Genomic DNA, 13436 nt, shown 5'->3' with positions numbered 1-13436 from the left:
TACCTGGAATGGGCTGCGTGTCGAATGGCCGTGTTGCCGGTAAAGCCGGGCGTGGCATCTCGCTGCAATGGCTGATAGCGCTGGCCATCGTGCTGGGCATGCTGTTGCTCGGCGCCGCCCTGGCCTGGCAGGGTTATCGCGGCATTCGCCAGACCCTGGTAGCCGCCGCCGGCGATGCCGCCCAACAGGTTGGCAAGACCATCGACGAACGCGCCCGGCGCCTGATCGACCCGGCGCAAAGCAGCATCCGCCTGCTGGCGCACAACCCCGCTGCACATACCCAGGCACAGCGCTTGGCAAGGCTGCCACAGCTGGTCGAGACCCTGGATGCCAACCGCATGCTCAGTGCTGCCTACATGGGCTCCACCCAAGGTGATTTCCTGTTGGTGCGTCGGCTGCGTGACCCACAGTTGCGGCAGCGCTATGCCGCACCGCCGGGCACGGTGTTTCTGGTGCAGAGTGTCAGCCGGGGTGAAGGCGGGGTGGTGCAGGGGGAGTGGCGCTACTACGACCGGGCGTTGAACCTGTTGCAAGCCCAGGCCAAACCCGAATACCGCTACGACCCGCGCACGCGCCCGTGGTTCGCCGAGGCTAGCGCACAGCCCGGTACCGCGCTGACCCCGCCCTATGTGTTTTTCACCACCCGCGAGATCGGCCTGACCATGGCGCAGCGCAGCGTTGACGGTGGGGCGGTGATCGGCATGGATGTTTCGGTCAACGACCTGGCCAGCGAAACCCAGGGCCTGCGCATCACCCCCGGCACCGAGATTGCTGTGGTCGACGAACAGGGCAGCGTGGTGGCCTACCCGGACTTGCAGCGGGTGATCGTGCATGAAGGGCAGGGCGTGCGCCTGTCGCGTATCGGCGAGCTGGGCGTCGCAAGCCTGCAGCACCTTTACGCTGACCAGCAGCAAGGCACTCGGGCACACCCCTATCAGGTGGAGGGGCAGACCTGGTATGGCATGCGCATCCCGCTGACCAGCCTGGCCGGGCAGGACCTGCAGGTGCTGATTGCCGTGCCGGGCAATGAATTGCTGGCCGGTGCGCGCAAGGTATTGTTCGAGCAGTTGCTCTGGACCGCTGCGCTGATGGCCGTGCTGCTGGTGCTCGGCGGGGTACTTGGGCGGCGCATCGGTCGCCCGTTGAAGTTGCTGGCCGAGCAGGTACAAGGCCTGGCCGGCTTCGACTTCAGCCGTGAAGTGGGTGTGAAGTCGCGGGTGACCGAAGTACGCGAACTGAGCCATGTGCTGAGCCGCATGTCTGGCACCATCCGCAGCTTTCAGGCCATTACCCTCGCACTCAGTCGCGAGCGCGACCTGGAGCACATGCTCGATGGCGTACTCACCCACCTGGTGGAGGCTGCCGGGGCCGATGCCGGTGTGGTGTACCTGTTTGACGCCGAGCACGCGCTGTTGCGCCTGGCCGCGTCCTGCCGGGGTGAGCAGTACCCGGCCGAGCTGGCCGTGGATGAAGCTGCCCGGCCCACGCTGGCCGCTGCCGTGAACCAAGCCCTCGGCCTCCACGAGCGCAGCCTGGCCGTGGTGCTGAATGACCGTAGCCAGGCGCTGTTGGGCATTCTGGTGCTGCAACTGGACGATGCACAGGCGCGCGACCAGCTGGGCCAGCCGTTCCGGCAGTTTGTGGAGGAGCTGTCGGGTGTGGTGGCTGTGGCCATCGAGACGCGCCAACTGGTCGAAGCCCAGCAACGCCTGATGGATGCCATGATCAAGCTGCTGGCCGACGCCATCGATGCCAAAAGCCCCTATACCGGCGGCCATTGCGAGCGGGTGCCGCAGCTGGCGCAGATGCTGCTGGACCAGGTCGTCGCCGCCGACAGCGGCCCCTATGCCAGCTTCAGCATGACCGAGGCCGAGCGCTACGAATTCCGCGTGGCGGCCTGGCTGCACGATTGTGGCAAGGTCACCAGCCCCGAGTACGTGGTGGACAAGGCGACAAAGCTGGAAACCCTGTACAACCGCATTCACGAGGTGCGCATGCGCTTTGAAGTGCTGTGGCGCGATGCCGAGCTTGCCTACTGGCAAGGCCTGGCCAGCGGTGCCGATCAGCGGGCGCTGCAAGCCAGCCTGGTACAAAGCCAGGCCCGGTTGCAGGCTGACTTCGCCTTCGTCGCCCAGGCCAACATCGGCGGCGAGTTCATGCAGGACGCCGACATCGAGCGCCTGCAGCAGATTGGCCAGCGTCGCTGGCAGCGTCACTTCGACAACCGCCTGGGCGTTTCCCGCGACGAGGCCGAGCGCTTTGCAGGTTTACCGCAACCTGCATTGCCGGTAGACGAACCCCTGCTGGCCGACCGGCCTGAGCACCGCGTGCCCTGGGGTGAGCGCAAACCACCGGTGGCCAAGGGCGACCCGCGCAACCACTGGGGTTTCGACATGCGCCTGCCAGCCCATGCCAGCGACCACGGCGAGCTGTACAACCTGTCGATCCGGCGGGGCACGCTGAATGACGAAGAGCGCTTCAAGATCAATGAGCACATCGTGCAGACCATCATCATGCTCAGCTCGCTGCCGTTTCCGCGTCAGCTGAAACGGGTACTGGCCATTGCCGGCAACCACCATGAGAAGATGGATGGCAGCGGTTACCCGCGCCGGCTGGGCGAGCAAGACCTGGGCATTGCCGAACGGGTAATGGCGATTGCCGACATCTTCGAGGCGCTGACGGCGGCAGACCGGCCGTACAAGCCACCGAAGACCCTGTCCGAATCGGTGAAAATCCTGGTGTACATGGCCCGCGACAGGCACATCGACGGGCAACTGCTGCAACTGTTCCTCAGCAGCGGGGTGTACCACCAGTATGCCGAGCGTTTCCTGCGCGCCGAGCAGATCGACGAGGTCGATGTGCCGTACTGGCTGGCACAGATGCGCTGCCCGGCCTGAGTACTAGCGCGTACCCAGGCGCTTGTACAAGGTGGTGCGGGAAATGCCCAGCGCCTTGGCGGCGGCACTGACATTGCCTGCATGGGCCAGCAAGGCGCGCTCGATGGCATCCTGCGTGGCGTCTGAAAGCGAGTGTGGCGCAGCGGCTGCCTGGCCCTGCAGGTCGTCTGGCAGGTGCAGCACGCTGATGCACGGCTCGCCAGCGGCCAGCACGCCGACCAGCCGCGCCACGTTGTCCAGTTGCCGCAGGTTGCCCGGCCAGTGATAGGCCTGCAGCCGGCGCCTGGCCTCGGCCTGTAGTGGCGGGAAGCCCGGGCGCTGGAAGAAGGCATCGATCAGCTGTTGCTTGTCCAGCCGTTGCTCCAGGGCGGGCAGGGCGACGCGCAGGCCATCCAGGCGGTAGAACAGGTCTTCGCGGAAGCCGCCGCTGGCCACCAGAGCACCCAGGTCCTTGTGGGTGGCCGCAACGATGTGCGCCTTCAACGGCACTGCGGTGGTGCTGCCAATGCGGGTGATCTGCCGTTCTTGCAGCGCCCTCAGCAACCGGCTTTGCAGGGCCAGCGGCATGTCGCCGATTTCGTCGAGCAGCAGGACACCGTCCCCGGCCGACTCCAGCAGGCCCATGGCGCCGCCTTTGCGGGCACCGGTGAAGCTGCCCTCGGTGTAGCCGAACAGTTCGGCTTCGATCAGGCTCTCGGGCAGGGCGGCGCAGTTGATCGCGACGAAGGGGGCATGGGCACAGCAGTGTTCATGCAGTGCCTTGGCGAACACCTCCTTGCCGGAACCGGTCGGCCCGGTGATCAGCACCGGCAGGTTGCCGGCTACGGCCTTGCAGGCGTCATCGAAGCGGGCGTTTACCCGCCGGTCACTGCCCAGTGCGGTGCGGCTGGCACGCAGCGGCCGCGGCTTGGCCTCGGGCCGTGCCAACAGCCTGCCGTACAGGCGTGAGCCATCGGCCAAGGCCAGCAGCTGTGGCGAACCGTCCACGCCGCTATGGCTGGGGCGGTCGAATACGTCTTCAAGGGTCAGCCCTTCAGGGCGGTAGCTGTGCACGCCCAATAGCTGTTGGGCGGCGCGGTTGGCTGCGTACAGCGTGCCATCGTCGCGCACGGCCAGCAGCGCCTGCAGCGGCGAGCCGAGCAGCCTGGGGTCGTGTTGCAGTTCCAGAATGCGGCAGTCCGGCAAGCCGAGGAAGAAGTTGTTCTCGGTGGCCAGTGCCGCATGCTTCAGGCGCTCAAGCATGGCCCCGGCATTGCGCGTGCCGATGCCGGTCAGGTCCAGCGCCCCGAGCAGCTCGCCATCCACCCCGCGCAACGGCACGCTGACACAGAAAAACCGGGCAAACTCCTGCAGGTAATGCTGGTTGCCGGCAACGATGGCCGGCAAACCGTCCATCAGCGTGCAGGCCGGAGCGGTGGTGCCAACGTCCACCTCGCTCACCCGGCGCCCGGCATGCAGGGCCGACAGGGGGCTGTCGATCCCCGTCGGCTTGCGCGTCTGGACGATGCGGTTGTCCGGGTTGACGCAAAACAGCATCCAGTGGGAGTCGCCAATCAGCTCCCACAAGCGCTCCAGCTCTGGCTGCACGCAGGCGGCCAGCTGGGTGTCGGCATCGGTCAGTGGCTGCACATCCAGCTGCCCGCGTGCCAGGCGCGGCTGCCACGGGCTGAGCCCGGCGGCCCTGGAACGCTCCCACGAGCGTTCGATAGGTTCGGGCAGCAACCCGGCGGGCAACGGCAAGCCTTCGGCAAACTGCTGGCGGGCGCTGTGCAACTGAAGCTGTAGGCGATCCATGGGTACACCTTGTGAGGGTTGGCGGCACGCTACTGACTGCGCAAGTTGCGCCGCTGTCAGCAGCGCGTCAAGGCTGCCGGGCATCAGAACAGCAGCAGCGCCCGCAGGTTGACCCCGGTGTCCTCCTGGAAGCCACCGACCACACGGGTGTCGTGGGTCAGCTGGCCGCTCAGCTGCACGCTGCCGCCGACCATCTGCTGGAACTCCAGGCGCACTTGCTGCAACTCGGTCTTCTGCCCGGTGTAGTCGCCCGACAGGTGCTGCTTGCCGCCATCACTGGCGGAGAAGCCCAAGGCCAGGCGCTGGGCCGGGTTGAAGTCATAGCGCAGGTTGGTCTGCAGCTGGTAGGTCGTGTCCTGGCGCAAGGTCTGGCTGCCACTGCCTGCCTTGTCGTTGCTGCCATAAAACACCGCATCGGCGTACCACTCCATCGACCATCGGCCCCACAGCGGCTCTACCCAGCCCAGCTGCAGGTCGGCTTTCCAGCGGTTTTCGCCCAGGTTCACACCGGCGTCGCGGTCGTACTGCCCCCACGGCAGGTACAGCAGCGGGGTAATGCCGAAGTAGCGGCCGCTGGCGCCCACACCTGGCTGGTTAACCAACCAGAACGTCGCGCCGATGATCGGGTCGGCCATGCCGCTGTTGCTGCCCAGCGGCTGCCCGGCAACCTTCACGTCGTAGACATGGCCAAAGGGCAGCAGGATTTGCGGGTCTACCGTGATCCCGCCGATTTCGGTGAAGTGGATCAGGCGCAGGATGCTGATGTTGGACCGCAGGCGGGTGTCGTGCCTGGCGTCGGGCGCACCGTCGCCGTTGAAGCGGTCGGCACGGCTGAATTGCTGGTACCAGGCAGCGACGTTGGTGCCCGGCGGCAGCGCGGTGTAGTCGCCGGCATTCACATCGACGGCCAGGGCCTTGACCGAAACCAGCGCGCAGGCCAGCGTGCCCCAGGCAAGGCTGGAGTGTTTAGTCATGACAGGGTTTCCCTTGTTCTTGTTATAGGGCGGGGGCAGCGCGCGGCTGCCCCCTGAGGCTTACTTCTGGATGCGGATGATCGGTTTGAGGGTCAGGCCTTTTTCGCTGTCCTCGGCGGCCTGGTTGATTTGCTCGAAGTCGTAGAAGCGGACCAGCTTGTCGAAGGCGAAGCGCCCCTGCAGGTACAGGTTGACCAGCTCGGGGATGAACTTTTTCGGCACGCTGTCACCTTCGACGATGCCGCGGATGACCTTGCCGCCCAGCAGCAGGTCGTTGACGTCGAACTGCGCCGTCGTGCCCAGCGGCGGTGCGCCGACCACCCCGAGCGCGCCACGGCTGCCAAGGGCATCCACGGCCTGGCGCAGCACTTCCGGGCGCCCGGTGGACTCCAGGGCGAACTGCACGCCGCCGCCGGTGATTTCGCGGATGGCGGCCACCGGGTCGGCCTCGCGGCTGTTGACCACGTGGGTGGCACCCAGCTCCAGGGCCAATGCCAGGCGCGAAGGCACCACGTCGACCGCGATGATGGTTGCAGCCCCTGCCACTTGCGCGGCCAGCACAGCCGAGAGGCCCACTGCACCGCCGCCGAAGGCCGCAAAGGCGCTGCCGGGCGTTACTTTCAGCGAGTTGATCACAGCGCCAGCGCCCGTCTGGATACCGCAGCCCAGTGGGCCAAGCAGCTCGATGGGTGCTTCCTTGGGCACGCGCACGGTGTTGTTCTCGCGCCCTAATGCGTAGGTGGCAAAAGACGACTGGGCGAAGAAGTGGTCATTCAGGGCCTGGCCCTCTACGTCTTGCAGGGCATGCTGGCCGTCGGGGCCTGCACCACTGAAATTGCGCCCGAAGAAGTCCTGGCAGTAGGCGGCCTGGCCGGCATCGCAGGCCAGGCAGTGGCCGCAGTAGCCGTAGGTCATCACCACGTGGTCGCCCACGGCCAGGTTTTGCACCAGCGGGCCAACGGCCTCGACGATGCCCGAGCCTTCGTGCCCCAGCACCGCCGGCAGTGGTACCGGGTAATACTGGTCGCGCACGATCATGTCGGTGTGGCACATGCCGGTGGCAACGATACGCACCAGCACTTCGTCACCTTGCGGCGCGCGAATGCGCGCTTGCTCCAGCACGAAGGGGGCACCTTTGCCACGGGTTACGGCAGCCTGAATAGGGCGCAAAAGAGGTGTTGTCATTGTTATTGTTCTCCGGGGTTACAGGGGGTAGGCAGGTGCTTCGCCCTTGAGGGTCAGCCATTGCCATTGGGTAAACTCTTCCCAGTTGGCGGCGCCACCGATGCTGGTGCCGTTGCCGGAGGCGCCGACGCCGCCGAAGGGGTTGATGACCTCGTCGTTGACGGTCTGGTCGTTGATGTGCAGCAGCCCGGTGCGCAATTGCTCGCCCAGGCGCAAGGCGCGGCCGGTATCGCGCGACAGGATGGCGGCGCTCAGCCCGTAGTCAGTGTCGTTGGCCAGTTCCACGGCCTGCTCATCGCTGTCGAATGGCACCACCACCGCCACGGGGCCGAAGATCTCTTCGTGGAATGCCGGGTTGTCGCGCTGCACGTCGCTGAGCACGGTCGGCTGGAAGAACAGCCCGTCAGCCGAACCGCCGGTGGCCAGTGTTGCCCCGGCAGCACGTGCGGCGTCGACGATGCGCAAGGCGTTGTCACGCTGGGCCGCGTTGATCAGCGGGCCCAGGTGCACCTGGCCGCTGGCCGGGTCGCCCACGGTCAGGCTGCGTGCCTTGGCCACCAGGCGTTCGACGAAGGCGTCATAGATGCCCCGTTGCACCAGCACCCGGCCGGTCGACATGCAGATCTGCCCCTGGTGCAGGTACACCCCCCAGGTGGCGTTGGCGATGGCCAGGTCCAGGTCAGCGTCGTCGAGGATGATCAGCGAGTTCTTGCCACCCAGTTCGAGCGAGACCTTTTTCAGGTGGCGGCCGGCGGCCTCGCCCACCTTGCGGCCGGCGGCGGTGGAGCCGGTGAACTGGATCATCGCCACGCTGGGTGAAGCCGTCAGCGCCGCCCCGGCCTCTGCGCCGCCCGGCAGCACATGCAGCACGCCTGCCGGCAAGCCAGCCAGCTCGAAGATGCGGGCGATTGCATAGCCGCCGCATACGGCGGTGCGCGGGTCGGGCTTGAGCACCACCGCATTGCCGGTGGCCAGCGCCGGGGCAACGGCACGCATGGCCAGGTACAGCGGAAAGTTGAACGGCGAGATCACCCCGATCACGCCCAGCGGCCGACGTCGGGCGATGCTCAGGCGGCCAGCGGTCGAAGGCAGTACCTCGCCCTGACTGCGCGAGGGCAGGGCGCAGGCCTCGTGCAGTGACTTGATGGTGATGGACGTTTCAAAGCCGGCCTTGGCCTGGGTAGAGCCACTTTCGTGGACGATCCAGTCGGCGATCTCCGCCTGGTACTGCTCGGCGATGGCGGCGGCCTTGCGCAGGACCCTGGCACGTTCATCGTAGGGCAGGGCATACCAGGTGCGCTGGGCCGTGACGGCTTCGCGGGCACTTTGCTCCACTTGCTTGGCACCGGCATTGGCCAAGGTGCCCAGTGGCTGGCCATTGCCAGGGGAGGTAATCACGGTGGCGGGCAGCTCCCCGGGTACCCAGGTACCGGTGAACAGCCGCTCATTCCAGAGTTCGTTGGGCAGTAAGGTATTCACGCAAAGCATCCTGTGTGTTGTTGTGTTCACGGATGCTTGTTGCAGAGGGCATGCCAAGGTGGTGCGGGTGCTGAATACCGGGGCTAGGGGCGAGGGTGTGTTCACATCTTGAACAATCGCCGGTTTTGCGGGTGTTCATTTTCTGGACACAGGCAGTACGCCTTGAGGTTTGTGCCGCCTATGAGATCGAGCGCCGCGCGGGCGGCGCTCGATTTCATAGGCGGCACAAACCTTTCGGCGTACCTCACTCGTACCCTTGCACCCCGGCAATGTGCCGCCCGGCCACATAACCAAAGGTCAGCGCCGGGCCAAGGTTGATGCCACCCGACGGGTACCAGCCACCAAACACGCTGGCCATGTCGGTACCTGCCGCATACAGCCCCGGGATCGGCTGCCCGGCCTCGTCCAGCACGCGGGCATTGCCATCGGTGCGCAGCCCGGCAAAGGTGCCAAAGCAGCCAGGCTTCACCTTCACCGCATAGAACGGCCCATGCTCGATGGGCGCTACACAAGGGTTGGGCCCTTTGTGCTGCGGGTCGCCCTGTTTGCGGTTGAACGGTGTGGAGCCACGGCCGAATGCCGGGTCCTGGCCGTTGCGGGCGTGGCTGTTGAAGCCATCGACCGTGGCGCGTAACCCGGACGGGTCGATGCCACAAGCCTGGGCGAGTTGTTCGAGCGTGGCGCCGCGCTTGAGGTAGCCGTTGCGCACATGCGGCCCTACCGGCAGTGGTGCCGGGCGGGCATAACCCAGGCCATAGCGGCGCAAGAAGCGGTGGTCGCAGACCAGCCACGAGCACACTTCCTCGTCCGACGGCACCGCCGCGACCATCGCTGACACATAGTCGTAATAGCCATGCGCTTCGTTGACAAAGCGCTTGCCGTTGGCCAGCACACCAATGATGCCGGGCTTGCCGCGCTCGATGATGTGCGGGAAGTGGCCGACGCTGCCGTCACGGTGCGGCACCTGTGAAACCGGTGCCCAGGCCACGGGCGACTTCAGGTCGGTGGCAACCACGCCACCAGCGGACTCGCCCAGGCGCAGCCCGTCACCGGAACAACCCTGCGGCGGCAGGGCCAGGTTGTCGTGGCCGCTGGCATCACGCGGGAAAAGCTGCTGGCGCCGGGCGTTGTCGTTGGGGAAACCACCGGCCGCGAGTACCACGGCCTTGGCCCGAATCTGCCGATCGCCCTGCGGTGTGCCCACCAGCACCCCGCGTACCTGGCCCTCTTCGATCAGCAGGCGTTTGGCCGGTGCCGACTCCTGCAGGTGCACGCCCAGGTCTTGTGCCGACTTGGCCAGGCGCGCCACCAATGCCACGCCGTTGACCAGGTGCATCGCCCGGCCATGCCGGGCCAGGTGATACAGGTGGCGGCCAAAGCGCTTGCACACATGCAGCAAGGCCTTGGGCGAGCGGGTCATGTTGAGGAAGGCGGCCAGGTCGGTGCCGGCCATGATCGGCATGCCCATGAACGACGTTTCGCGCAGGGTCTTGCGTAAACGCGGCAGCAACGCGCCAACCTGGCGGGCGTCGTACGGCGCGGCAATCACCTGGTGCCCGCCCTGGGCCGCACCGGGTGTGTCGCCATGCATGTCCGGGATGCCATTGCCGTCGGCAAACTGCAGCGCTGTGTGTTTTTCGAAGAACGCCACCATATGCGGGCAGGCTTCGAGGAAGGCATCCACACGCTCGGCGTTGTAATTCGCCCCCAGTTCATTGCGCAGGTAGGTGCGTGGCTGCTCGATGTCTTCGACAATGCCGGCCCGCTGTGCCAACGGGTTGCGTGGTACCCAGGCCCAGCCGCCGGACCAGGCAGTGGCGCCGCCAAACACGGCCTCTTTCTCCAGCACGATCACCTTCTGCCCATGCCAGGCAGCCGTCACGGCCGCAGCCAGCCCGGCGGCGCCGGAGCCTATGACCAGTACATCGTATTCGCTATCGAGAGCAGCAGAAGGCATTGCGGCGTTCCTGTTTTGTTATTAGAACAAGGTTCCACATTTTTATCTGCAGTGCTTCAGCCCGCAAGGGCATGGCAGCCTGGCAGGGCAACTACTGGGCGATAACCGGACATTTCACGGTGTCCTGGCTGCGCCCTCTACCATTCATATGGAATCATCTTCTAGAATCCGCAAAAATTCAGGGACCTGTGTCATGGCTGGTAGTCAGATCGAACGCGCCTTCAGTCTTGTAGAAAGCCTTACCGGTGAACCCCAGGGGCTGCCCTTGCAAACCCTGGCCGAGCGCCTGGACATTCCCAAGAGCGCGGCCCACCGCATGCTCACCGAGCTGGTGCGGCTGGGCTACGTGCGGCAGAACCGCGACAACAGCCGCTACCAGCTGTCGGCCAAGCTGGTGGCCATGGGCTTTCGTTACCTGTCCAGCAACGGTGCCGACATCATCCAGCCGATTCTCGACCGCCTGGCCCAGGACAGCGGCGAACTGGTGCGCCTTGGCGTGATAGACGGTGCCCGCCAGACCTGGATCGCCAAGTCCCAGGGCGCCCGCTCCGGGCTGCGTTACGACCCGGACATGGGCCGCGATGCGCCACTGTTCTACACCGCCTCCGGGCATGCCTGGCTGGCCAGCCTGGACGATGAGCAGGCGCTGCAGATGGTGTTGCGCCAGGGCATTGCCGACCCTGCGCAGTTCGGCCCCAACGCACCACGTTCCACCGACGCGCTGCTCGCCTACCTGCACCGCGCCCGCGAGCAGGGTTATGCCTGGGTGGAGGAAACCTCGGCCATCGGTACCTCGGCCCTGGCGGCCGTGGTGCGTCGCCCGCAAACGGACGAGGTGATCGGCGTATTGAGCATCGCCGGGCCCAGCGCACGCATGGCGCCAAGCCGCCTGGCAGAGCTGGCGCCGCTGTTGCTGGCAGCGGCGCAAGAGTTGTCCGCAGCCAGCCGGGCAAGCGAATTGTTTGCCTGAAGGCGCATTACTGGTCGATTACCGCACATTCTGTTCTGCCGGTTCTTCTGAAAAGCTGAACTTGGTTCTAAATTGTCGAGTGTTGATTCTGGAATATGGTTTCAGAATCGGCACAACAACAATGACAAGAGGACAGGCTGTTGAACGCACCCCTTCGTATTGCCTTGATCGGCGCCGGCATCATGGGCCGCCAGCACTACCAGCACTTGCGCAATGTGCCGCAAGCCCAACTGTGTGCGGTGGCCGACCCCGGCCCGCAGGCTGAGGCTTTTGCCGCCGAATGCGGCGTGCCCTGTTTTGCCGACCACCGGCAGATGCTGGAGCGTGTGCGCCCCGAGGCGGTAATCGTTGCCAACCCGAACAACCTGCATGTGGCTACCGCGCTGGATTGCATCGAGGCCGGCGTGCCAGTGCTGGTCGAGAAGCCGGTGGGCGTGCACCTGGATGAAGTCCGTGCGTTGGTAGAGGCATCGCGCAGCCGGGGTGTGCCAGTGCTGGTCGGCCATCACCGGCGGCACAATCCACTGATCGCCAAGGCGCACCAGGTGATTGCCGACGGCAAGCTGGGCCGGCTGATCAATGTCACCGCACTGTGGCAGCTGCAAAAACCAGACAGCTACTTCGAAACCCCATGGCGCCGGGAGCCGGGGGCCGGCTTCTTGCTGACCAACCTGATCCACGACCTCGACCTGCTGCGCCATCTGTGCGGCGAGGTGGTACAGGTGCAGGCGTTCACCCGTAACGATGTACGCGGGTTTGCCAACGAAGACAGCGCCGCGGTGCTGTTGCAGTTTGCCAACGGTGCGTTGGGCAGCCTGACCGGCTCCGACGCGGTGGCCGCGCCGTGGAGCTGGGAGCTGGACTCCGGCGAAAGCCCGATATACCCGCGTCAGGAGGGCCAGCCCTGCTACCTGCTGGCCGGCACCCAAGGGGCGCTGAGCATTCCCCAGCTCAAGCGCTGGCACTACGCCGAGGCGGGGTCGGGCTGGCACACGCCGCTGCTGCAGAGCGAAGAAACCATTCCTGACGGCGAGGCGTTGACCCTGCAGTTGCAGCATTTCGTGCGGGTTGCCCGCGGTGAGCAGGCGCCGCTGATCGACGCTGCCGACGGTGGCCGCACGCTGGCGCTGATCGAAGCCATCCGCCAGGCGGCGGAAAGTGGCCGGGCCTGTGCCCCCGAGCAGATTGCCTAAGCCGACCTTGACTTACTTTTGGTGACGAACAATGACTGATCGAATTTTCTCCCTTGCCGCCCTGACGGTGCTCGAACTGTCCCCGCCGGACATGGTCGAGGCAGCTGCCCGCGCCGGTTACAGCCACGTTGGCCTGCGCCTGGTGCCGGCCACCGAACAGGAGCAGCACTTCCCCTTGGTGGCCGACGCCGACCTGCGCCGACAAACCCAGGCGCGCCTGCGCGACACCGGTATCAAGGTGCTCGACCTGGAAATACTCCGCCTGAAGCCGGAAACCTGCGTGGCTGATTTCGAACCGATTCTGGCCGTGGGCGCCGAGCTAGGTGGCACAGAGCTGCTGGTGGCCGGCAACGACCCGGATGAAGCCCGTCTGACCGAGCGCTTTGCCGCGTTGTGTGACCTGGCGGCGGGGTACGGCATTTACCCGCATCTTGAGTTCATGCCCTGGACCGATGTGCGCGACCTTAGCCAGGCTATGCGGGTGGTAGCAAACGCCGACCGCAGCAATGGCTGCGTACTGGTGGATGCCTTCCACTTCAATCGCTCCGGGTCTTCGCTGGACGACCTGGCACAACTGGCGCCGCAGCGCATGCGCTACGCCCAGCTGTGCGACGTCGCCGGCCCGGTACCGGCCGACATGGACGAGATCCTGCGCCAGGCGCGTAACGAGCGGCGCTTCCCGGGTGACGGCGATGCCGACCTGGTCAGCCTGCTGCGCGGCCTGCCGCCAACCGTACCCCTGAGCCTGGAAATCCCCACACGGCAGTTGCTGGAGCAAGGCATCAGCGGCGAACAGCGCGCGCGCATGGCGCTGGAGAAGGCCAAGGCGGTGCTGGCCGCCGTCTGATTTCGGAACCATCACTCAGTCAACCGCTTCACCCTGTAGGAGCAGCCTTGTGCTGCGAAGAGGCCGGTAAGGCTAAAGATTATCTTCGGCTGCAATGGCCTCTTCGCAGCACAAGGCTGCTCCTACAGGGCTTGTGTTTG

General features: G+C 65.8%; 9 protein-coding genes. 4 read left to right on the top strand and 5 right to left on the bottom strand.

The window, feature by feature from the left end:
• Nucleotides 1-8 precede the first annotated feature (8 nt).
• Complete coding sequence (locus AK81_RS02990) at nucleotides 9-2897, top strand: HD domain-containing phosphohydrolase (RefSeq protein ID WP_043196668.1); 2889 nt, start codon at nucleotides 9-11, stop codon at nucleotides 2895-2897.
• Nucleotides 2898-2900: 3 nt separating this feature from the next.
• Here AK81_RS02990 and AK81_RS27845 read toward each other — a convergent pair whose 3' ends face one another.
• From AK81_RS27845 to AK81_RS02965, 5 genes are all read right to left on the bottom strand, one after another.
• Nucleotides 2901-4691: a sigma-54-dependent Fis family transcriptional regulator gene (locus tag AK81_RS27845; protein WP_081042002.1), complete on the bottom strand. Its 1791-nt coding sequence runs from the start codon at nucleotides 4689-4691 to the stop codon at nucleotides 2901-2903.
• 83 nt (nucleotides 4692-4774) lie between these two features.
• The gene (locus tag AK81_RS02980) at nucleotides 4775-5665 is read right to left on the bottom strand and encodes a transporter (protein WP_050491831.1); all 891 of its coding nucleotides are present in this window, start codon (nucleotides 5663-5665) and stop codon (nucleotides 4775-4777) included.
• Between the two features lie 60 nt (nucleotides 5666-5725).
• Nucleotides 5726-6850 (bottom strand): NAD(P)-dependent alcohol dehydrogenase, encoded by a 1125-nt coding sequence (locus tag AK81_RS02975; RefSeq protein WP_043196667.1) that lies wholly within the window; start codon nucleotides 6848-6850, stop codon nucleotides 5726-5728.
• An 18-nt stretch (nucleotides 6851-6868) separates the two neighbouring features.
• Complete coding sequence (locus tag AK81_RS02970) at nucleotides 6869-8338, bottom strand: aldehyde dehydrogenase family protein (protein WP_193393744.1); 1470 nt, start codon at nucleotides 8336-8338, stop codon at nucleotides 6869-6871.
• A gap of 235 nt (nucleotides 8339-8573) precedes the next feature.
• Nucleotides 8574-10286 (bottom strand): FAD-dependent oxidoreductase, encoded by a 1713-nt coding sequence (locus tag AK81_RS02965; protein ID WP_043196664.1) that lies wholly within the window; start codon nucleotides 10284-10286, stop codon nucleotides 8574-8576.
• Between the two features lie 193 nt (nucleotides 10287-10479).
• Between AK81_RS02965 and AK81_RS02960 the strand changes: the two genes are divergently transcribed.
• The 3 genes from AK81_RS02960 (at nucleotide 10480) to AK81_RS02950 (ending at nucleotide 13296) form a co-directional block, all read left to right on the top strand.
• The gene (locus tag AK81_RS02960) at nucleotides 10480-11256 is read left to right on the top strand and encodes an IclR family transcriptional regulator (protein ID WP_043196663.1); all 777 of its coding nucleotides are present in this window, start codon (nucleotides 10480-10482) and stop codon (nucleotides 11254-11256) included.
• A gap of 140 nt (nucleotides 11257-11396) precedes the next feature.
• Entirely contained in the window at nucleotides 11397-12449 is a 1053-nt protein-coding gene (locus AK81_RS02955) for a Gfo/Idh/MocA family protein (protein WP_043196662.1), read from the top strand.
• A gap of 31 nt (nucleotides 12450-12480) precedes the next feature.
• Nucleotides 12481-13296, top strand: a complete 816-nt coding sequence (locus tag AK81_RS02950; RefSeq protein WP_043196661.1) for a sugar phosphate isomerase/epimerase family protein — start codon at nucleotides 12481-12483, stop codon at nucleotides 13294-13296.
• Nucleotides 13297-13436: the final 140 nt, after the last annotated feature.

This window comes from Pseudomonas putida W15Oct28 (assembly GCF_000708715.2).
Classification (GTDB): Bacteria; Pseudomonadota; Gammaproteobacteria; order Pseudomonadales; family Pseudomonadaceae; genus Aquipseudomonas; species Aquipseudomonas putida_R.
The sequence above is the reverse complement of the archived record's forward strand: the minus strand, read 5'-3'. Positions and strand labels throughout refer to the sequence as shown.

Coding starts and splice junctions, on each gene's coding strand:
- AK81_RS02990 (WP_043196668.1), top strand. CDS start 9: ATGGGCTGCGTGTCGAATGGCCGTGTTGCCGGTAAAGCCGGGCGTGGC.
- AK81_RS27845 (WP_081042002.1), bottom strand. CDS start 4,691: ATGGATCGCCTACAGCTTCAGTTGCACAGCGCCCGCCAGCAGTTTGCC.
- AK81_RS02980 (WP_050491831.1), bottom strand. CDS start 5,665: ATGACTAAACACTCCAGCCTTGCCTGGGGCACGCTGGCCTGCGCGCTG.
- AK81_RS02975 (WP_043196667.1), bottom strand. CDS start 6,850: ATGACAACACCTCTTTTGCGCCCTATTCAGGCTGCCGTAACCCGTGGC.
- AK81_RS02970 (WP_193393744.1), bottom strand. CDS start 8,338: ATGCTTTGCGTGAATACCTTACTGCCCAACGAACTCTGGAATGAGCGG.
- AK81_RS02965 (WP_043196664.1), bottom strand. CDS start 10,286: ATGCCTTCTGCTGCTCTCGATAGCGAATACGATGTACTGGTCATAGGC.
- AK81_RS02960 (WP_043196663.1), top strand. CDS start 10,480: ATGGCTGGTAGTCAGATCGAACGCGCCTTCAGTCTTGTAGAAAGCCTT.
- AK81_RS02950 (WP_043196661.1), top strand. CDS start 12,481: ATGACTGATCGAATTTTCTCCCTTGCCGCCCTGACGGTGCTCGAACTG.